At 60.2% G+C, this 21,508-nt stretch carries 15 protein-coding genes; 12 read left to right on the forward strand and 3 right to left on the reverse strand.

Annotation, left to right across the window (positions count from 1 at the left end; translation table 11 throughout):
* Nucleotides 1-244: 244 nt before the first annotated feature.
* Nucleotides 245-682 carry a YkgJ family cysteine cluster protein gene (locus PspS49_RS01805; RefSeq protein ID WP_008080573.1) on the reverse strand — a complete coding sequence of 146 codons (438 nt, stop codon included), beginning with the start codon at nucleotides 680-682 and terminating at the stop codon, nucleotides 245-247.
* Nucleotides 683-942: 260 nt separating this feature from the next.
* Between PspS49_RS01805 and PspS49_RS01810 the strand changes: the two genes are divergently transcribed.
* The 5 genes from PspS49_RS01810 (at nucleotide 943) to PspS49_RS01830 (ending at nucleotide 10,552) form a co-directional block, all read left to right on the forward strand.
* Nucleotides 943-3,393 carry a glycogen/starch/alpha-glucan phosphorylase gene (locus PspS49_RS01810; protein WP_150750172.1) on the forward strand — a complete coding sequence of 817 codons (2,451 nt, stop codon included), beginning with the start codon at nucleotides 943-945 and terminating at the stop codon, nucleotides 3,391-3,393.
* 254 nt (nucleotides 3,394-3,647) lie between these two features.
* Nucleotides 3,648-7,232 (forward strand): DUF2339 domain-containing protein, encoded by a 3,585-nt coding sequence (locus PspS49_RS01815; protein WP_160037902.1) that lies wholly within the window; start codon nucleotides 3,648-3,650, stop codon nucleotides 7,230-7,232.
* On the forward strand, nucleotides 7,229-8,593 hold the full coding sequence (locus PspS49_RS01820; protein ID WP_160037904.1) for a DUF3999 domain-containing protein: 1,365 nt from the start codon (nucleotides 7,229-7,231) through the stop codon (nucleotides 8,591-8,593). The genes PspS49_RS01815 and PspS49_RS01820 overlap by 4 nt, the downstream gene beginning before the upstream one ends.
* A 342-nt stretch (nucleotides 8,594-8,935) precedes the next feature.
* Nucleotides 8,936-9,946, forward strand: coding sequence for a class 1 fructose-bisphosphatase (locus tag PspS49_RS01825; protein ID WP_007909265.1), 1,011 nt, complete (start codon nucleotides 8,936-8,938; stop codon nucleotides 9,944-9,946).
* Nucleotides 9,947-9,949: 3 nt separating this feature from the next.
* A complete protein-coding gene (locus PspS49_RS01830) occupies nucleotides 9,950-10,552 on the forward strand; it encodes a DUF924 family protein (RefSeq protein WP_160037906.1) in 603 nt (200 codons plus the stop codon).
* A 198-nt stretch (nucleotides 10,553-10,750) separates the two neighbouring features.
* Here PspS49_RS01830 and PspS49_RS01835 read toward each other — a convergent pair whose 3' ends face one another.
* Entirely contained in the window at nucleotides 10,751-12,643 is a 1,893-nt protein-coding gene (locus PspS49_RS01835) for a methyl-accepting chemotaxis protein (RefSeq protein WP_202982097.1), read from the reverse strand.
* Between the two features lie 282 nt (nucleotides 12,644-12,925).
* On the opposite strand from PspS49_RS01835, the gene PspS49_RS01840 reads away from it, so the two are divergent.
* Both PspS49_RS01840 and PspS49_RS01845 read left to right on the forward strand, forming a co-directional pair.
* The gene (locus tag PspS49_RS01840) at nucleotides 12,926-13,180 is read left to right on the forward strand and encodes a hypothetical protein (RefSeq protein WP_003220802.1); all 255 of its coding nucleotides are present in this window, start codon (nucleotides 12,926-12,928) and stop codon (nucleotides 13,178-13,180) included.
* 30 nt (nucleotides 13,181-13,210) lie between these two features.
* Complete coding sequence (locus PspS49_RS01845) at nucleotides 13,211-13,780, forward strand: lipocalin family protein (RefSeq protein ID WP_122609145.1); 570 nt, start codon at nucleotides 13,211-13,213, stop codon at nucleotides 13,778-13,780.
* 123 nt (nucleotides 13,781-13,903) lie between these two features.
* Here the strand turns inward: PspS49_RS01845 and PspS49_RS01850 are convergent, their stop codons facing one another.
* Nucleotides 13,904-15,268, reverse strand: coding sequence for a formimidoylglutamate deiminase (locus PspS49_RS01850; protein ID WP_150750167.1), 1,365 nt, complete (start codon nucleotides 15,266-15,268; stop codon nucleotides 13,904-13,906).
* A 146-nt stretch (nucleotides 15,269-15,414) separates the two neighbouring features.
* On the opposite strand from PspS49_RS01850, the gene hutC reads away from it, so the two are divergent.
* From hutC to PspS49_RS01875, 5 genes are all read left to right on the forward strand, one after another.
* Nucleotides 15,415-16,125, forward strand: a complete 711-nt coding sequence (gene hutC / locus PspS49_RS01855; RefSeq protein ID WP_163013658.1) for a histidine utilization repressor — start codon at nucleotides 15,415-15,417, stop codon at nucleotides 16,123-16,125.
* Between the two features lie 9 nt (nucleotides 16,126-16,134).
* The gene (locus tag PspS49_RS01860) at nucleotides 16,135-16,704 is read left to right on the forward strand and encodes a HutD family protein (RefSeq protein WP_127925508.1); all 570 of its coding nucleotides are present in this window, start codon (nucleotides 16,135-16,137) and stop codon (nucleotides 16,702-16,704) included.
* Nucleotides 16,705-17,153: 449 nt separating this feature from the next.
* Nucleotides 17,154-18,836: a urocanate hydratase gene (gene hutU / locus PspS49_RS01865; protein WP_160037910.1), complete on the forward strand. Its 1,683-nt coding sequence runs from the start codon at nucleotides 17,154-17,156 to the stop codon at nucleotides 18,834-18,836.
* A 122-nt stretch (nucleotides 18,837-18,958) separates the two neighbouring features.
* Complete coding sequence (locus PspS49_RS01870; RefSeq protein WP_150728852.1) at nucleotides 18,959-20,431, forward strand: cytosine permease; 1,473 nt, start codon at nucleotides 18,959-18,961, stop codon at nucleotides 20,429-20,431.
* Nucleotides 20,432-20,501: 70 nt separating this feature from the next.
* Nucleotides 20,502-21,470, forward strand: coding sequence for an ABC transporter substrate-binding protein (locus PspS49_RS01875; protein ID WP_095120748.1), 969 nt, complete (start codon nucleotides 20,502-20,504; stop codon nucleotides 21,468-21,470).
* The last annotated feature ends 38 nt before the right edge of the window (nucleotides 21,471-21,508 follow it).

Consider the following 21,508-nt stretch of genomic DNA (forward strand, 5'->3'; position numbering starts at 1 on the left):
CTTGAAGATCAAACGCCCCTCACCCTAGCCCTCTCCCAGAGGGAGAGGGGACCGAATGGGGGATATTCATGAGATGCATCGACTTGAAAGAATTCTGCTGAATCCATAATCGATTTGGTGGGGCTGTACCGAATCTATAATCGACTATATTTTTCAGGTCGATGTCAGGCGCAAGACACCTCGGTCGGCTTCCTCTCCCTCCGGGAGAGGGCTGGGCGGGCGGCGTTCCGATGAGGGTAAGCGTTTAAAACTTCTCGATCGCGCGGAAATTCTGCTCGCGCACGACTTCCTTCGGCTTGTACGCGCAATACCCCGGCCGCGGCCCGATCTTCGGGTGATTGCGGCAAGTGTCCGGGCGCTTGTCATAAATGGTGCACAGGCGGCTCTTACGATCCAGGTAGTAGCAATCGTTGTTGCTCATGCGCTGCAGGGTGAAGATGCCGGACTTCTGATTGAAACGTTCAACCAGGCCTTCCTTTTGCAGACGCTTGGCGATGTTCTTTGGCGGGTCACCCAGTTCGAACTCGTCGACCACACCGATGCGCACCAGATCCTTGATCTTTACCTCAACCGGCAGCGTGCAGCAGCTGGATATGCAGGAACCGCACATCGGGGCTGAGTATTTCGCCCACGTATCGAGACGATCGATCTCGGCGGCGGCAATCAGGTTGGGCTTCATCATCGGGAGTTACCAGGTGTGTATGCATCAGGGCGCGCGATCATACCGGGACTGGTGGATTTTTGAACAACCTTTCGCCAGATTTTTTCTGCGTGCAGGCACATTGCCGGACAATTCGGCACGGCCCCTGCATTCATTAGCTCACTCGCCAAGGTAATGCCGGGCTATCTCACAGTCTCGGGAAAAACTGCCGAACCAGAGCCGCTACCGTCGGTCAGACCGTCTAGGCTCAGACAATTCCCCGCTCGCTCGAGGTCCTATCGATGACTCAAGAACCACTAGTTCGCGAAGCAGAGGTGGCCGCATTTCGCGACGCCGTCCTGACCAAACTCACCTACGCCGTGGGCAAAGACCCCGATCACGCCTTCGACCATGACTGGTTCGAAGCCATTGCGTTGGCGGCGCGTGATCACATGGTCGAACACTGGATGGACCACACCCGGCAGATCTACCGCAAAGGTCAGAAACGGGTGTATTACCTCTCGCTGGAATTTCTTATCGGCCGTTTGCTCTACGACAGCCTGAGCAATCTTGGCCTGCTCGATGTGGCCCGCGAAGCGCTGACTGAACTCGGTGTTGATCTGGAGCGCATCCGTCTGCTGGAGCCCGATGCGGCGCTCGGCAACGGCGGCCTCGGTCGTCTGGCCGCATGCTTCATGGAAAGCATGTCGACTCTCGGCATCGCCGGTCACGGTTACGGCATTCGTTACGAACACGGCTTGTTCCGTCAGGCCATCGTTGACGGCTGGCAGCAGGAGCAGACCGAGCACTGGCTGGATTTCGGTAACCCGTGGGAGTTCGAGCGGCCGGAAGTGGTTTACACCATCGGCTTCGGTGGCAGCGTTGAAACCGTGACCGATGTCTCTGGTAAATCCAAGCAAGTCTGGTCGCCAGCAGAAACCGTTCGCGCCATTGCTTACGACACGCCGGTAGTCGGCTGGCGCGGGGCGAGCGTTAACACTTTGCGCCTGTGGCGTGCCCGCGCCATGGAAGATTTGCACCTGGAACGCTTCAACGCCGGTGACCACTTGGGCGCCGTTGCCGAAGTAGCCCGTGCCGAAAGCATCTCCCGCGTGCTTTACCCGGCGGACAGCACCGAAGCAGGGCAAGAGCTGCGCCTGCGCCAGGAATATTTCTTTGTCGCTGCGTCGCTGCAAGATCTGCTGCGTCGTCACCGCAATATGCACACCTCGGTGTTGACCTTGGGCGATCACGCGGCGATCCAGCTCAACGACACCCACCCCTCGATTGCCGTAGCCGAACTGATGCGCCAACTGGTCGACGTCTACGACGTGGCGTGGGATGCGGCATGGCAAGTCACCGTCGATACGCTGTCGTACACCAACCACACGCTGCTGCCGGAAGCGCTGGAAACCTGGCCGGTGGGCCTGATGGAACGCATGCTGCCGCGGCACATGCAGATCATTTACCTGATCAACGCCCAGCACATCGACTCGCTGCGCGCCAAAGGTATTCATGATTTTGACGTTCTGCGTGCGGTGTCGCTGATTGAAGAGGACAACGGTCGCCGGGTGCGCATGGGCAACCTCGCTTTCCTCGGTTCGCACAGCGTCAACGGCGTGTCCGGATTGCACACGCAATTGATGCGCAAAACCGTGTTCGCCGAACTGCACAAGCTGTATCCGGAGCGGATCAACAACAAAACCAACGGCATTACCTTCCGCCGCTGGTTGTATCAGGCCAACTCTGAACTGACTTCGATGCTGGTCGACGCGCTCGGCCCGGATCTACTGGATAACCCCGAAGAGCGTCTGCTCGATCTCGAGCCGTTTGCCGAAAAAACTGCGTTCCGTAAAGCTTTTGCCGAACAACGGCTGCACAGCAAAAAAGCGCTGGCCTATCTGATTCACGAACGGCTGGGCATCGCGGTCAATCCGGCGGCGATGTTCGATGTGCAAGTCAAGCGGATCCACGAATACAAACGCCAGTTGCTCAACCTGATGCACACCGTGGCGTTGTATCAGGCGATTCGCGCCGAGCCGGAAGTCGACTGGGTGCCACGGGTGAAAATCTTCGCCGGTAAAGCCGCAGCGAGTTATCACCAGGCCAAACTGATCATCAAGCTGACCAACGATATCGCTCGAGTGGTGAACAACGATCCGACCGTGCGCGGCTTGCTGAAAGTGGTGTTCCTGCCCAACTACAACGTCAGCCTTGCAGAGAGCATCATTCCGGCGGCGGACTTGTCCGAGCAGATCTCCACTGCCGGCTTCGAAGCGTCGGGCACCAGTAACATGAAGTTCGGTCTCAATGGTGCACTGACCATCGGCACGCTGGACGGCGCCAACGTGGAAATGTGCGAGCGCATCGGTGCCGAGCACATGTTCATTTTCGGCCTCAGCGCGCAGCAGGTTGAAGCGCGTAAACAGAACCACGAGTTCAGCGCGTTGCCGGACATCGCCGCCTCCCATCGTCTGAACGATGTGCTGCAGGCGATCCGCAGCGGGGTGTTCTCGCCGGACGACACGTCGCGTTACACCGGGCTGATCGATTCGCTGGTGGATTACGACCGCTTTCTGGTCTGCGCCGACTTCGACTCGTATTGGGAAGCGCAGAAGCGGGTCGAAGCGCATTGGCACGACTCCAACAACTGGTGGCGTTCGGCGGTGCTCAACACGGCGCGGATGGGCTGGTTCTCCTCGGACCGGACGATTCGCGAGTACGCCACGGATATCTGGAAAGCGCTGGAGTAGTTTTTCGCGACAATTGTGTGCAAGGCCCAACGTTTGTTGGGCCGGATCGATATACTGAGCGCCGGTTACCGGCAGCGCCAGTCACCACCAATCCAATGTGGGAGCGAGCCTGCTCGCGAAGCGGTTGTCATGTTAAACAGAAATGTTGGCTGACAAACCGCTTTCGCGAGCAGGCTCGCTCCCACAGGGTTTGTGCCTAGACTGAAGCAATCGCCGGACTCGCCCCGTCTTGGGGCTGCTTAGGGATATCGACCATGCAATGGATGTTCATGTTGATCGGGCTGGCGCTCGGCTGGCTGCTCGACGAGTCGTTCAGTGATGCGCTATTAGGCGCGTTGCTCGGACTGGCTATCGGGCAGACGATCCGCATCGCGCGGCTTGGCTCGCTGGCGGCGGAGCAACAGCAGCAACTTGAGCAGGCGAAGGTCGCTTTGCAAGGCGTCGAGCAACGTCTGTTTTTGCTCGAAGGCGCGCCCCTTCATGCCGCGCCGCCACCGACTTCGGCGCCGGCCGCCGAACCTGTCGTCGAACCCCTCAAAGCAGTCGAAGAAGCCCCGGTCCCCGAACTGGTCTGGGAACTGCCGCCCGAACTCGAACCGATTTCCGCCGTCGCCAGTGAAACCAGTCAACCGCTGCCCGCTGATGTGTGGCGCCTCGACGCCGTCACGCCCGAACCGCAAACACCTGCCGAACCCCGTGGGCCGAACCTTATCGAGCGTGGCATCAGCGCCGCGCGCAATTGGTTGTTCGGCGGCAACACCGTGCTGCGCGTCGGCGTGGTGTTGCTGTTCTTCGGTCTGGCATTCCTGCTGCGCTACGCCACCGAAGGCATGGTTGTGCCGATCGAGGTACGTTACGCCGGTGTCGCGGCAGCCGCGTTGGGCCTGCTGGCGCTAGGCTGGTGGCTGCGGCGGCGCAACAGCAGTTACGCCTTGATGCTGCAAGGCACCGGGATTGCGGTGCTGTACCTGACGGTGTTCGCGGCGATGCGTCTGCATCCGTTGCTCGATCAGTCCGCAGCGCTGGGATTGTTGGTCGCGGTGACGGTATTTTCGGCGATTCTGGCGATCACCCAAGACTCGCTGGCGTTGGCTGCCGTCGCCGCATTGGGTGGATTCGCCGCACCGATCCTGACCTCGACCGGCGCCGGCAACCACGTCGCACTGTTCAGTTATTTCGCTTTGCTCAATGCCGGCATTCTCGCTATCGCCTGGTTCAAGGCCTGGCGCTTGCTCAACCTGATCGGCTTTGTCGGCACCTTCGGTATCGGCTTCGCCTGGGGCCTGCGTTCGTATGCGCCGGAGCTGTTGTGGAGCACCGAGCCGTTCCTGATTCTGTTCTTCCTGATGTACCTCGCTATCGGCCTGTTGTTTGCCCGGCGCAAATTGCTCGATATGTCTGACGCGCCGGCAGACAGCGACCGTGATGCCTTGCTGCACTGGTCGGCCCGCAAGGGCGATTATGTCGACGGGACGATGCTGTTCGGTCCGCCAATCATTGGTTTCGGTTTGCAGTTTGCGCTGGTGCAGCATCTGGAGTTTGCCGCGGCGTTCAGTGCGCTGGCGTTGGGCATGATCTACATGGTGCTGGCCAAGGTATTGATGGGCGGTCGTGCGGTGCTGCTGGGTGAAACCTGTCTGGCGCTCGGGGTGATTTTTGCCAGTCTGGCGATCCCGCTGGGGCTGGATGCGCGCTGGACCTCGGCGGCATGGGCGGTGGAAGGCGCGGGGATTTTCTGGCTCGGTCTGCGTCAGCATCGACCGTTCGCCCGGGCCTTTGCCTTGCTACTGCAACTGGGTTCCGCGTTAGCCTTCCTCAGTCAGTTGCGGGTTGGCGAAAGCAGTTTGCTCGACGGTGCTCCGCTGGGCGCGTTGATGCTGGGCCTCGCGTTGCTGTTCAGTTTCTACCAATTGCGCAAGGCTTCGCCGCAACAGTCCTCGCCCTGGGAGCGTCAAGGCTTGCCGGTGCTGGCATGTCTAGGTTTGACGTTTCTCTATCTGCTGGCGCCGTTGTTCTTCTTCGTTCAGGCCACGGCAATCAGTTGGGCACTGGCCGGGTTGGTGACGTTGTTTGTCGGCCTGCGAATTCAGTCGCGCACGTTCCTGTTCACCGCGTTTGCCGTGCAGTTACTCGGTGGCGCACTGTTCTTGTTGCGCCTGCAAGGCGCGGGCGAAGACTCGGCGGCGGTGTTCAGCGCCGGTTGGAGTGGCTTGCTCAGCGCTTCGCTGATCGGTCTGGCGTTGATTGCCGGCATGCTGTTGGCGGCTCGCGATGAAATGGTGCGCGGCGACGTGCGTCTGCTGCGCGGTCTGTCGGTGGTGTTGTTGGCCGGTCTGGTGCTGATCAATCTCGCGGTGTTGTTTGTCCTGCCGTGGCAGACCGCGAGCGCGGTGTGGGCGGCCAGTGGCCTGCTGATCATCTGGCTGAGTCTGTACCTCAAGCAGCGTGTGAGTTTTGTTTTTGGTCTGCTATTGCAGGTGATTGGCGGCGCGGCGTTCTTGCTGGCCGGTCCGGAACTGCTCGGGCCGCTGTCCAGCGAAGGGCTGAAGCCTTTGGCCCATGGCGGATTCTGGACGCCGCTGGTGCTGGGGCTGGCGGCAATGATCGGTGCGTGGCGCCTGCAACTGGGCAATCACGCCTCGGCATTCGATGCGTTGAGTTTGCAGCGCTTGTCCGAAGTATTGCTGGTGTGGGGCGCGGGTTGGTGGGCGTTGGCGTGGGTCAGCGAGGTACTGCGTTTTGCTGCGCCGAATCTGCAAGGCACGTTGCTGCTCTTGGTTGCAGCCGTAAGCGTGGGGTTGTGGACTGTGTTGTCGCTACGTTTGAAATGGCCGGCGCTGGGCTTGCTCTGCACCTTGCTGATTCCGGCGGCGGCTCTTGTGCTGTTCGGCGCGTGGCATTCGCGTTATCACCCGGCAGCTGACTTCGGCTGGCTGGCATGGGCGGCGATATTCGCCGTGCATTTCTTCAGCTTGCGACGCTTGGCGCCGATGCTGCCGGCGCGCGCTTTGAGCACGGCACATGTGCTCGGCTGCTGGCTGCTGATCGGCGTGCTGGCGCTGGAATTGCGCTACGGCCTGCTGCTGTTGTCCGAGCAATACAACGCCTGGCGTTGGCTGGGTTGGGCGATTCTGCCAAGCGTTTACCTGCTGCTGGCAGCAGCACCGCGCAGCTGGCCGTGGCCGGTCGCAGCGTTTGCCCGCGAGTACCGCTTGTATGCGGCTGCGCCGCTGGCGGTATTGATGCTGGCGTGGTTCTGGCTGGCCAATGGCGTCAGCGATGGTAATGCCGAGCCACTTCCTTACGTACCGCTGCTCAATCCATTAGAGCTGGGTTTGTTGTTCGCCTTGTTCGGCGTCTATGTCTGGTCGCGCAGTGCGATTTCGCAGTTGTCGATTCGACAGGACTACGCCGATAACGCCACGCAATTGATTGCCGGGATTTCGCTGTTCGCCTTCTGCACCGCGCTGGTCACCCGCGCCGCGCACCATTGGGCCGGGATCCCGTTCGAGCTGGATACGCTGCTCGCCTCAATGCTGGTGCAGGCTGGATTGTCGATCGTCTGGACGCTGATGGCGCTCGGGCTGATGATCGGCGGCCATCTGCGTCATCGCCGCGAAGTGTGGCTGATCGGCGCAGCATTGATTGCGCTGGTCGTGGCCAAACTGATTTTTGTCGAACTGAGCAACCGTGGCGGTCTCGCCCGGATCGTCTCGTTTATCGGCGTCGGAGTGTTGTTGCTGGTGGTCGGTTATTTCGCGCCGCTGCCGCCCAAGCGCGTCGATGCTGACCCGGCGGCGGACAAACCGGTCCCGGACACCGAAGGAGTTTCATCTTGAGTCGCATGCTGAATCTGGGTTGGTTGGCGTTGGGCGTGGTGATGGCGGCCGGCGCCCAGGAAAAACCGGCGGACTTCGCCACGCAGGTGCCGTTGTCGGTCAGTGGCAACGGCCCGTGGTACCGCCTCGAATTGCCGTTGAGCGTGCAATTGCAGGCACGCCAGACCGATCTCAGTGATCTGCGTGTGTTCAATGCCGCCGGCGAACCGCAGGCTTACGCCTTGGCGCGCGAGTCGGCGCAGACCCGCGACGACGGTCAGTTACATGAGGTGAAATGGTTCCCGCTGTACAACGCCGCTGACGCCAGTGAACGCGCGCCGAATGTGCGTGTGCAAGCGACCACCAACGGCACATTGGTCGAGGTGCAGCCGTCCAGTCAGTTGGAGGCGGGAGAAGAGATTCTGCGCGGCTGGCTGTTGGATGCGAGTGCGATCAAGGCGCCGTTGCAGCAGTTGATCCTCGACTGGACCAGCGAGCGCGACGGTTTTCAGCGCTTCAGCATTGAGGCCAGTGACGACCTGCAACATTGGCAGCCATGGGGCGAAGGGCAGGTGGCACGGCTGACCTTTTCCGATGAGCGCATTGAGCAGCATGAAGTGACATTGCCGGGGCAATCGGCGCGTTATGTGCGGCTGTTGTGGGAGTCGCCGAATTCGGCGCCGATCCTGACGGCGGCACAACTGAAAAGCAGTGATCCGCGCAATGTGCCGCTGCCGTTGGTCTGGTCGCAAGAGTTGGCCGGCGGCAGCGCCAAGGCCGGGGAGTACACCTGGCAATTGCCGATGGGGCTGAATATCGAGCGGGTGCAGGTCGAAATCAAACAACCGAACAGTCTGGCACCGGTGACATTGGCGGGCCGACGTGAGAGCAGCTTGCCGTGGCAGGAGCTGAGCAGCGGCTTGCTCTATCGCCTGACCCAGAATGGTCAGGACGTGGTGCAGAACGAATTGCAGCTCTACGGGCAGACTGTGCAGCAGTTGAAGCTGACGGTGGATGAGCGTGGCGGTGGTCTGGGCGAGCAGGCGCCGAGTCTGAAATATGCGGTGCGGGCGACGCAGGTGATTTTCCTTGCGCGCGGGGAGGGGCCGTACAGTCTGGCGTTGGGCAACCCGGGTGTGAAGACAGCGAATCTGCCGTTGGCGACGCTGATTCCGGATTTCAAACCGGAGAAACTGGCGGCGTTGGGTAAGGCTGTGGTTCAGGGTGAGGCGGTGGCTACGCAGACTTCTACCGCGACTACGGCGGCGGTGGCTGAGACCAACTGGAAGAAGATCGGCTTGTGGGCGGTGTTGTTGCTGAGTGTGGTTTTTCTCGGGGCGATGGCGTTTAGCTTGTTGCGCAAGCCGCCAACCAACACCTGAGAATGGCTGGCGCTGCGCGCCATTCGCGAGCAGGCTCGCTCCCACAGTGGATCTTCAATGGACGCCAATTCAGCGGTCACCCCCGATTCCCTGTGGGAGCGAGCCTGCTCGCGAAAGCGGCGTGTCAGCCAATACATATTCCGAACTGATCAATTAACCCCCAGCCACACCCGTCCGATTTCCAACTACGCTAAACCCGCTACCTGAACTCTCCACCCACATTCACGTCTCATGCAGGCAATTACACCCCAACGCACGTTACCGGGCGTCTTCGCTCGCTACGGTTTCAGACTCCCTGTAAACTGCGCGGGTTTTTAGCCCCCCATTCCACCGGAGCCGTCCATGTCCCGCGTTACCCTGAGTCGCTATTTGATTGAGCAGACCCGCAGCAATAACACTCCTGCCGATCTGCGTTTCCTGATCGAAGTGGTGGCGCGTGCTTGCAAAGAAATCAGCCACGCCGTGTCCAAAGGCGCCCTGGGTGGTGTTCTGGGCAGCATGGGCACTGAAAACGTCCAAGGCGAAGTGCAGAAGAAGCTCGACGTGATCTCCAACGAAATCCTGCTCGAAGCCAACGAATGGGGCGGTCACCTGGCCGGCATGGCGTCCGAAGAAATGGACAATGCCTACCAGATCCCGGGCAAATACCCGAAAGGCGCGTACCTGCTGGTATTCGACCCACTGGACGGCTCGTCGAACATCGACATCAACGCCCCGGTCGGCACTATCTTCTCGGTACTGCGTTGCCCGAACGAATACCTGAGCCAGAACGAGCCGCTGAACGAAAAAGCGTTCCTGCAGCCAGGCACTCAGCAGGTTGCCGCCGGTTACGCGATCTACGGCCCGCAGACCATGCTGGTACTGACCTTGGGCGACGGCGTGAAAGGTTTCACCCTCGACCGCGAAATGGGCAGCTTCGTGCTGACTCACGAAGACATCACCATTCCTGAATCGACCCAGGAATTCGCCATCAACATGTCCAACCAGCGTCACTGGGAAGCCCCGGTACAACGCTACGTGGGCGAGCTGCTGGCCGGTGAAGAAGGTCCGCTGAAAAAGAATTACAACATGCGTTGGGTCGCGGCGATGGTTGCCGACGTACACCGCATCCTGACCCGTGGCGGTCTGTTCATGTACCCGCGCGACAGCCGTGAGCCATCCAAGCCAGGCAAACTGCGTCTGATGTACGAAGCCAACCCGATGTCGTTCCTGGTGGAACAAGCAGGCGGCGCGTCCACCGACGGTCATCAGCGTATTCTCGACATCCAGCCTGAAGGCCTGCACCAGCGCGTAGCAGTGTTCCTCGGCTCGAAAGAAGAAGTCGCACGCGCTACGGCCTACCACAAGGAATAAACCATGACCGCGCCCTGGCAGCCGTTGCTCGATTGGTGGTTCGGACACGCCGAATCCCCCGACGAGATATCGGCTGACAAGGGCAAGTTGTGGTTTGGCAAGCGAGACAGCCAAGACCTCGAAGCGCGTGAGCGTTTCGGGGTCTTTGTCGATCAGGCCATCGCTGGTGAATTGACCGAGTGGACGCAACGTCCCGAAGGTTGGCTGGCGGTGGTGCTACTGCTCGATCAACTGCCGCGAATGATCTTTCGTGATACTCCCAAAGCGTTCTCCGGTGATCTGCGCGCGCAGAAACTCGTCGCGCAAGGTATTGCCGCGGATTTCGATCGGCAGTTGAAGCCGATTCAGCGTGTATTCATTTATCTGGTGTTCGAACACTGCGAAAACCTCGCGGTGCAGAATGAGGCAGTTTCCCGGTTTATCGAACTGGTGGCTGAACAGCCGGAAGCGGAGCGCGCGGTGTTTGCCGACAATCTGGATTATGCCGAGCGGCATCAAAAGGTGATTGCGCGGTTTGGCCGGTTTCCGCATCGCAATGCGGTGTTGGGGCGGGAGTCTACGGCTGAGGAGTTGGTGTTTCTTTCTGAGCCGGGGTCGCGGTTTTAAGGGCTTGCCCTCACCCTAACCCTCTCCCGGGGGGAGAGGGGACTGACCGAGGTGGATGTTGTAGGTACATCGACTTGAGAGACCTGAGTCGAACTCAGGTTTTGAAAGGCCTGAAGATCTGCTCCCTTTCCCCCTCGCCCCCCTGGGGGCGGTCCGACGTTTCGGGAGGGCTGGGGTGAGGGGGTAAAGCCCTTGATCTTAAATGCGGAAACTACCCACCAATTGCTTCAACCGCGCCGCCTGCTGCTCCAGATCCGAGCACGCGCGCAACGTCGCCTGCAAGTTCTCCACACCTTCCTGATTCAGCGTGTTGATCTCGTTGATATCGACATTGATCGACTCGACCACTGCCGTCTGCTCTTCAGTCGCGGTGGCCACCGACTGGTTCATCCCGTCGATCTCGCCAATACGCTGAGTCACGCTGCCCAATCGCTCACCGGCCTGGTTGGCGATGCCGACGCTGCTTTCGCTCTCGCGCTGGCTCTCGGTCATGATGCTGACCGCCTGGCGCGCGCCGACTTGCAGCTCTTCGATCATCTTCTGCACTTGCTGCGCCGAATCCTGAGTGCGGTGCGCCAAGTTGCGCACTTCATCGGCGACCACGGCGAAACCACGACCGGCTTCACCGGCTCGTGCCGCTTCGATCGCAGCGTTGAGCGCGAGCAGGTTGGTCTGCTGGGAAATGCTGGTGATCACTTCGAGAATCTGGCCGATGTTCACCGTGTTGCTGTTCAGGGTTTCGATGTTGCCGCAGGAGTCGCTGATCTTCGCCGACAGCTGCTGCATGGCCTGGATGGTTTTATCCACAACCTGCTGACCGTCGACCGCAAGGCTGCGCGCGTCGCTGGAATGCTGCGAGGCGAGGGCGGCGTTCTGGGCGATTTCCTGCGCGGCGGCGCCGAGCTGGTTGATCGCGGCAGCGACGCTGTTGGTGCGCGAGGCTTGCTGGTCGGAGTTGTACATCGACGAGTTCGACGCTGCGACGACACGCAGGGCGACTTCGTTGACCTGGCCGGTGGCCGAGGACACTTCGCGAATCGAGGTGTGGATACGTTCGACGAAGCGGTTGAACGAAGTGCCCAGCGCGCCGAATTCGTCATTGCCGTGGATGACCAGACGTTTGGTCAGGTCGCCTTCACCTTCGGCGATGTCGTGCATCGCGCGGCCCATGGTCAGCAGTGGCTGCATCAGTACGCGGATCAGCATGCCGAGCAGGGCGATGATGATCACCACGGCAATGACCATGGCAATCAGCGCCGAGGTGCGGAATTCGCTGAGCATCGAGAACGCGGTGTCTTTATCGAGCACCAGCGCCACGTACCAATCGGCCGACGGCACGCCGTTGACGCGGGTGAAGGAGATCAGTTGGGTCTTGCCATCGAACTCGACTTCTTTCAGGCCCGGGCTGACTTTTGGCGCGCCATTCGGGTAGGCCTCGGCGAGGGTCTTGAGCACCAGTTTGCTGTCCGGGTGGATCAGGATCTTGCCGTCGGCACTGACGATGAATGCATGGCCGTGGCCACCGAAGTTCAGCGAGTTGATGATTGCGCTGACGCTGGTCAGATCGATGTCGGCACCGGCGACGCCGAGCATCTGGCCCTGACGCTGTACCGGGGTGGCGACGGTGATCACCAGTTTGCCCGAGGACGCGGCGATGTACGGTTCGGTGACGATGGTCTGCTGCGCGCTGTTCGCTGCTTTGTACCAGCCACGGGCGCGCGGATCGTAATCGGGTGCGCGGTTGCCGGCCGGTACCGAGAACATCACGCCGTCGGCACCGCCGAAATAGCTGAGCTGGAAATTGCCGGTGTAGGCGGGCAGGTCAATGATGCGTTTCAGGCTGGCCGGGGCGTTGCCGTCGACGGCCACTTGCTGCGACAGCGATTGCAGCAACTGAATGCGACTTTCCAGCCAGGTCTGGATGTTGCTGGTGGTCAGGCTGCCCAGCTCCTGCATCGACGCTTCGGTGCTCGTGCTCAAGGCTTCGCGCTGTCGATAGTCGTTGAAGAAAATGAAACAGGCGAACGCAACGGCCACCACGAGGGCGGCAGCCAACAAAATCTTGTGGCTGAATTTCATGTTTCTGGTCATCGAATGAACTACCGCGAAGGGGCTGGTCAAGAAAGGGCGGCAATTTGCCACACTCGGGGGCTTTGCGCTGCTCTTATTTCGACCGCGGCGCGCCAAAGATTAGGCGTCTTTGGTGAAATGCGACGAAATGCTCAATAGCCCTACAAAGTGTCTGATTTACCGGCAAATGCCAGACGGGCGGGCTAATAAATAGCCATTCCCCCAGGGAACCAGATGAGGGTTTTCTCTTCTAAGCTTCTGGTTGGCACCATGCCATCCCCCCCTCGTTCCAGGAGTTACACCATGTCGCTGCGATCTATCGCCCTTCTGACGTTTTGCGTGCTGTTGGCCGCATGCAGCAAGGTCAATCAGGAAAACTATTCGAAGCTCTCGGCCGGTATGGCCAAGGCCGAAGTCGAGACTCTGCTCGGCAAGCCCACCGATTGCTCGGGCGCGCTCGGCATGTCCAGTTGCACCTGGGGCGACAAGAACAGCTTTATCAGCGTGCAGTACGCCGGTGACAAAGTGCTGATGTTTTCCGGCCAAGGCCTGAAGTAAACCGGGGCTTCGCGCCCACGGAGAAGAAAAATGAAGCGGTTATTGCTGATCCTTTTTGCCGGCCTGGTACTGGCCGGCTGCGCCACTTCCGGCGTCGACCCGTTGGCGCCGAAAACCGTCAACAGCGTCAATCTCAAGCGCTATCAGGGCACCTGGTACGAACTGGCTCGCTTGCCGATGTACTTCCAGCGCCATTGCGCGCAATCCGAAGCCCATTACACCCTCAAGCCTGACGGTAATGTCGCGGTGCTCAATCGCTGCCTGACGCCGGACTGGCAGTGGGAAGAGGCCAAGGGCACGGCTTATCCACAGGTGCCGGGCAAGACCGACAAGCTCTGGGTCGAATTCGATACCTGGTTCTCGCGTCTGATTCCGGGTGTGGCGAAAGGTGAATACTGGGTGTTGTACGTCAGCGATGACTACAAGACCGCCATCGTCGGCGACCCGAGTCGCAAGTACATGTGGTTGCTGTCGCGCACGCCGACCGTCAACGGTGTGGTGCGTGAAGAGCTGCTGAGCAAGGCGCGTCAGCAGGGCTATGACACCACGCGCTTGATCTGGCGCGCGTCGGATCGGCAGATGGCCAAGACCTCGAATTAATCACCCATCCTGATCGCTCCCACGCTCCGCGTGGGAGTGTCTCAATGGACGCTCTGCGTCCGCTTGTGGGACGCAGAGCGTCCCGGGCTGCATTCCCACGCAGAGCGTGGGAACGATCAGCTGTCAGCCGAGGAGGTCGCGCAGAACCTGGGTGAAGGCACGCGCACTGTCCTCTTCCCCTGCATGCCGCCCATCGCGCACTACCCACTGGCCATTGACCAGCACATCGCGCACCTGCCGATCGCCACCGGCAAACAGCCAGCGATTCAAAATCCCGTCACCGCTGGCGGTCGCCAAATACGGATCATTGCCATCGAGCACAATCCAGTCCGCCCGCTTGCCAACTTCCAGCGCACCAACCGGCTGACCCATCGCCTGCGCACCACCGTCCAGCGCCGCGTCATACAGCGTGCGCCCAACCATCGGCTGATCCGCGCCATACAAACGATTACGGCGCTGATCACGCAGACGCTGGCCGTATTCCAGCCAACGCAATTCCTCCACCACGCTCAGCGACACATGGCTGTCGGAACCGATGCCCATGCGCCCGCCCTGAGCGAGGAAATCTACTGCCGGGAAAATCCCGTCACCCAGGTTCGCTTCGGTGGTCAGGCACAGGCCGGCAATGGCGCGACTCTTGGCCATCAGCGTGACTTCTTCCGGATTGGCGTGGGTCGCGTGCACCAGGCACCAGCGCTGATCGACTTCGGTGTTTTCGTACAGCCATTGCAGCGGACGCCGACCGCTCCAGCTCAGGCAGTCGTCGACTTCTTTCTGTTGTTCGGCGATGTGAATATGCACAGGGCATTGCTTGTCGCTGGCCGCCAAGACTTCGCTGATCTGCTGCGGGGTCACCGCGCGCAACGAGTGGAAGCACAGACCCAGCGACTGCGCCTTTTGCTGCGCCAGTAACGGCTGCAAACGCGATTGCAGATTCAGGTAATTTTCGGTGCTGTTGATGAAGCGGCGCTGGCCGTCATTCGGCGTCTGGCCGCCAAAACCGGAGTGGCTGTAGAGCACCGGCAACAGGGTCAGACCGATGCCGCTTTCACTCGCCGCCTGACTGATGCGCAACGCCAGCTCAGCCGGATCGGCATACGGCTGACCATTGCTGTCGTGATGCACGTAATGAAATTCGGCCACCGATGTGTAACCGGCCTTGAGCATTTCGATGTACAGCTGACGGGCAATGACGCCGAGCTGATCCGGGCTGATTTTTCCGACGAGCCGATACATCAGATCGCGCCACGTCCAGAAACTGTCGTTCGGGTTGCCGGCCACTTCGGCCAGACCCGCCATCGCTCGCTGGAAGGCGTGGGAGTGCAAATTAGGCATGCCCGGCAACAGCGGGCCGCTCAGCCGTTCGGCGTCATCTGCGGTGGAATCGGCCTGAATCTGGGTCAGCAGGCCATCGGCGCTGACTTCAAGACGTACATTGTTGGCCCATCCGTTAGGCAGCAGCGCGCGTTCGGCAAAGAAGGCGGACATGGTTCAGCACCCCATCGTGTGTTATTTGTATATACATATACAGACGTTTGCCTGCCCGGTAAACTCCGGCAAGCTAGCAACCTTCATCCAAAGAACAGGGATCAACCGTGCCGACTCCGCCTCCAGTCTCCCCGTTGGCCGCGAACATGGGCGACAGTCCGGCGCCCTTGTACGCCCGCGTCAAACAGATGATCACCCAGCAGATCGACAGCGGAAACTGGCCGCCGCACTACCGCGTGCCGTCCGAGAGCGAGCTGGTCAATCAACTCGGTTTCAGCCGCATGACCATCAACCGCGCGCTGCGCGAGATGACCGCTGATGGTCTGTTGGTGCGCATGCAAGGCGTCGGCACTTTCGTCGCCGAACCGAAGAGTCAGTCCGCGTTGTTCGAAGTGCACAACATCGCCGACGAGATCGCCTCCCGTGGCCATCGCCACACCTGCCAGGTCATCACCCTCGAAGAGGAGGCCGCCGGTTCCGAGCGCGCACTGGCGCTGGATATGCGCGAAGGGCAGAAGGTGTTCCACTCGCTGATCGTGCATTACGAAAACGATATTCCGGTGCAAATCGAAGACCGCTTCGTCAACGCGCTGGTCGCCCCGGAATACCTCAAGCAGGATTTCACCCTGCAAACGCCTTACGCCTATCTCAATCAGGTCGCGCCGCTGACCGAAGGCGAGCACGTGGTTGAAGCGATCCTCGCTGAGCCGTCCGAATGCAAGTTGCTGCAGATTGAAAAGGGCGAGCCGTGCCTGCTGATTCGTCGCCGCACGTGGTCGGGGCGTCAGCCGGTGACCGCAGCACGATTGATTCACCCGGGTTCCCGTCACCGTCTGGAAGGACGGTTTCATAAATAGAGAGCATAAATGAATGGTTTGAAGGTTTTACGCGCCGAGGGCTACCCGCGCATGCCGTGGAAAAACGGCGGCGGCAGCACTGAAGAAATCACCCGTGATGCCGGTGCCGGGCTGGACGGTTTTGGCTGGCGCCTGTCGATTGCCGACATCGCTGAGTCGGGTGGTTTCTCGACATTCGCTGGCTATCAGCGAGTGATTACGGTGTTGCAGGGTGACGGCATGACCCTGTGCGTCGACGGTGACGATACTCGGCCGCTGTTACCGCTCGACCCGTTCGCCTTCAGTGGCGAAAGCCAGGTGTCGTGCACGCTGCTTGGCGGCGCAATTCGCGACTTCAATCTGATTTACGCCCCGCAGCGTTACAGCGCGCGGTTGCAGTGGCTGGACGGTGAGCAGCGGCTCTTCAGTTCGGCCGGTACGGTGTTGGTGTTCAGTGTCAGTGAGCTGTTGGACGTTCAGGTCGGTGACACTGCATCGCAACTCGGTCGCCATGATTGCCTGCAATTGGACGGTAACGCCGGGTTGGTCGAAGTCTCCGTCAATGCGGGTTGCTGCGTCATTGAACTGACTGCACGCTGATTCCGAAATCTTAAAAGATCGCAGCCTTCGGCAGCTCCTACAGGGTGTACATCAAACCCAATGTAGGAGCTGCCGAAGGCTGCGATCTTTTGCTTTTGGGGTGTTCCCAACCCACGCACCAACTTGTTACCGAACGCCCCAGCGTGGCGCAAAACCACGCTCACGTAACAAAGTCCCTTCGGCATAAATCATCCCCACGAAAAATTTCATCCACGCCCGAACCCTTGATTCAGGCGCTCTCCAGCCCTGCCCGCGATTTTTCTTGAACACCCCTCCAACAAGTTGGCCGCTTGATTGCATATGCTTGTATGTACAAGTAAAGACGTATGCGTATGAGTCGCTCGAGACTCTCCGCAGCGTCCACTGATTCGCTTGTCGCGCATCGAAGCGCACAGGCTGCTTGCCCACTGCCAGGGTTGGTTTGAATTGATCGCTGAGGAGTCTTTTTCGTGACTGACAATAAGCCTACAAAGTTTCGCAACGTTGAGATCCGCGCTGCCCGCGGCAACAAGCTGACCGCCAAGAGCTGGCTGACCGAAGCGCCGCTGCGCATGCTGATGAACAACCTCGACCCGGAAGTCGCCGAGAACCCGAAAGAACTGGTGGTTTACGGTGGTATCGGTCGCGCCGCGCGTAACTGGGAGTGCTACGACAAGATCGTCGAAAGCCTGACCAACCTGAATGACGACGAGACCCTGCTGGTGCAATCCGGCAAGCCGGTCGGCGTGTTCAAGACTCACAGCAATGCCCCGCGTGTACTGATCGCCAACTCCAACCTCGTCCCGCACTGGGCGAGCTGGGAGCACTTTAACGAACTCGACGCCAAAGGCTTGGCCATGTACGGCCAGATGACTGCCGGCAGCTGGATCTACATCGGCAGCCAGGGCATCGTCCAAGGTACTTACGAAACTTTCGTCGAGGCCGGTCGCCAGCACTACAACGACAACCTCACCGGCAAATGGGTGTTGACCGCTGGCCTCGGTGGCATGGGCGGCGCACAACCTCTGGCGGCAACCCTGGCCGGCGCTTGCTCGCTGAACATCGAATGCCAACAAGTGAGCATCGATTTCCGTCTGAAAAGCCGTTACGTCGACGAGCAAGCCAAAGACCTCGACGACGCGCTGGCGCGCATCGACAAATACACCAAGGAAGGCAAGGCGATCTCCATCGCCCTGCTGGGTAACGCCGCAGAAATTCTGCCGGAACTGGTCAAGCGTGGCGTGCGCCCGGACATGGTCACCGACCAGACCAGCGCCCATGACCCGCTCAACGGTTACCTGCCGGCCGGCTGGACCTGGGACGAATACCGCGCTCGCGCCAAGACCGAACCGGCCGCTGTGATCAAAGCCGCCAAGCAGTCGATGGCCGTGCACGTCAAAGCCATGCTGGAATTCCAGAAGCAAGGCATTCCGACCTTCGACTACGGCAACAACATCCGTCAGATGGCCCAGGAAGAAGGCGTCGAAAACGCCTTCGACTTCCCGGGCTTCGTACCGGCCTACATCCGTCCACTGTTCTGCCGTGGCATCGGCCCGTTCCGTTGGGCTGCATTGTCGGGTGATCCGCAAGACATCTACAAAACCGACGCTAAGGTCAAAGAGCTGATCCCGGACGACGCGCACCTGCACAACTGGCTGGACATGGCTCGCGAGCGCATCAGCTTCCAGGGCCTGCCGGCGCGTATCTGCTGGGTTGGCCTGGGCCTGCGCGCCAAGCTCGGTCTGGCCTTCAACGAGATGGTCCGCAGCGGTGAGCTGTCGGCGCCGATCGTGATCGGTCGTGATCACCTCGACTCCGGCTCGGTCGCCAGCCCGAACCGTGAAACCGAATCGATGCAGGACGGTTCCGACGCCGTGTCCGACTGGCCACTGCTCAACGCACTGCTCAACACCGCGAGCGGCGCGACCTGGGTTTCCCTGCACCACGGCGGCGGCGTCGGCATGGGCTTCTCGCAGCACTCAGGCATGGTGATTGTCTGCGACGGTACAGACGAAGCTGCCGAGCGTATTGCGCGCGTGCTGCACAACGACCCGGCTACCGGAGTCATGCGTCACGCCGATGCCGGTTACCAGATCGCCATCGACTGCGCCAGGGAACAGGGCCTGAACCTGCCGATGATTACCGGTAAATAAACGCAAAACCCCTGTAGGAGCTGCCGCAGGCTGCGATCTTTTGATGTTGGTTTTTCAAGATCAAAAGATCGCAGCCTGCGGCAGCTCCTACAGAGAATCTAACAATCCACAGAGGTTGAATCATGGCTGTCAACACCGATCGTGCAAGCAACAAACCGTTGATCGAAAGGCGTTCGATCGACTACATCCCGGAAGCGGAAAGACACGGTCGTCTGTTTAGCCAGTTCACCCTGTGGATGGGGGCAAATCTGCAAATCACCGCGATTGTCACCGGGGCCTTGGCCGTGGTGCTGGGCGGTGATGTGTTCTGGTCGTTGATCGGTCTGTTGATCGGCCAATTGCTCGGCGGCGGAGTGATGGCGTTGCATGCTGCGCAAGGGCCGAAACTGGGCCTGCCGCAGATGATCTCCAGTCGCGTGCAGTTTGGCGTTTATGGTGCGGCGATCCCGATTGTGCTGGTGTGCCTGATGTACCTGGGTTTCACCGCAACGGGGACGGTGCTTTCCGGTCAGGCGCTGGGTCAGTTGTTTAACGTCAGTGACAGCGTCGGCATCCTGATTTTTGCCAGCGTCATCGTGCTGGTCACAGTGCTCGGTTATCGGGTGATCCACTGGATCGGCCGTGTCGCCAGCGTGATTGGCGTGATCGCTTTCGTGTTCCTGTTCTGGCGGCTGATGAGCCAGACCGACGTCGGCGCACTTCTGCAAATCCGTCATTTCAGTTGGAGCAGCTTCCTCCTCGCGGTGTCGCTCGCGGCCTCTTGGCAGATCGCTTTCGGCCCCTACGTGGCTGACTATTCCCGTTACCTGCCGAGCAATACCTCGGCGGTCAAAACTTTCTTCGCCGCCGGTGCCGGCTCGGTGGTCGGTGCGCAAGTGGCGATGATCCTCGGTGTGTTCGCTGCGGCTTCGGCCAACGGCCAGTTCGCCGGTCACGAAGTTGCCTACATCGTCGGCCTGGGCGGCACCGGTGCCACCGCTGCGCTGCTGTACTTCAGCATCGCGTTCGGCAAGGTGACCATCTCGACGCTGAATTCCTACGGCAGCTTCATGTGCATCGCGACCATCATCAGTGGTTTCAAAGGCCATCTGACGGTGACCCGGATGCAGCGTCTGGTGTTCGTGCTGGTGATCGTCGGCGCCGCTACTCTGATTGCGCTGCTCGGTCAGCACTCGTTCCTCGGTGCGTTCAAGTCTTTCATCCTGTTCCTGCTCGCCTTCTTCACACCGTGGAGCGCGATCAACCTGGTGGATTACTACTGCATCACCCGTGAGCGTTATGACGTGCCGGCACTGGCCGATCCGAACGGACGCTACGGTCGCTGGAACCTGCTCGGCATCAGCGTCTATGTGTTCGGTGTGCTGGTGCAGCTGCCGTTCATCTCCACCAAGTTCTACACCGGCCCGCTGGTGGCTGCCCTCGGTGACGTGGATATTTCCTGGATCATCGGCCTCGTGCTGCCGGCCGTCGTCTACTACGTGTGCGCAAAAAAATGGCACAGCGCGGTACCCGATCAACTGATTCTGCCGGTCGAGCAGAACAGCGTTGTACAACCTAAAACAAGCGGGGCCGGTCGCGCTGCGGCGCAGGCCTGATTTGGACGTGGACAGGGCTGGATGCCTCTTGACTGCCGTAAGCCAATTCATGATTAGGAGCGTCACAACAATGAAATCGAACAAGACCCTGCTGACCACATTGCTGTCCATGGGCCTGCTGGCCAGTGCCGGTGCGACCCAAGCTGCTGGCTGGTGCGAATCAGGCAAACCGGTGAAATTCGCCGGCCTGAACTGGGAAAGCGGCATGCTGCTGACCGACGTCCTGCAAGTGGTGCTGGAGAAAGGTTACGACTGCAAGACCGACAGCCTCCCGGGCAACTCCATCACCATGGAAAACGCCCTGAGCAGCAACGATATTCAAGTGTTCGCCGAAGAGTGGGTCGGCCGCAGCGAGGTCTGGAACAAGGCCGAGAAGGCCGGCAAGGTTGTCGGTGTCGGCGCTCCGGTCGTCGGCGCGGTGGAAGGCTGGTACGTGCCGCGCTACGTGATCGAAGGCGACGCCAAGCGCAAGCTCGAACCCAAAGCCCCTGACCTGAAAAACATCGCTGACCTGGGCAAATACGCCGCCGTGTTCAAGGACGCTGAAGAGCCGTCCAAGGGCCGTTTCTACAACTGCCCGGCCGGCTGGACCTGCGAACTCGATAACAGCGAAATGTTGAAAAGCTATGGCCTGGAAAGCAGCTACACCAACTTCCGTCCGGGCACCGGCCCGGCGCTGGATGCGGCGGTGCTGTCGAGCTACAAGCGTGGCGAGCCGATCCTGTTCTACTACTGGTCGCCAACCCCGCTGATGGGCCAGGTGGATCTGGTCAAACTCGAAGAAAAACCGGGCGTCGACAAGACCGTGAGTATCAAGGTCGGCCTGTCGAAAACCTTCCACGACGAAGCCCCGGAACTGGTCGCCGTGCTGGAAAAGGTCAACCTGCCGATCGACTTGCTGAACCAGAACCTGGGCCGCATGGCCAAGGAACGTATCGAGTCGCCAAAACTGGCGAAAATCTTCCTCAAGGAACATCCTGAGGTCTGGCATGCGTGGGTCAGTGAAGACGCTGCCAGGAAAATCGACGCGGCGCTGTAGGTCGATACCTCCCGGTCAACCGTGAGGCTGGCCGGGAG

The organism is Pseudomonas sp. S49, from assembly GCF_009866785.1.
Taxonomy (GTDB): domain Bacteria; phylum Pseudomonadota; class Gammaproteobacteria; order Pseudomonadales; family Pseudomonadaceae; genus Aquipseudomonas.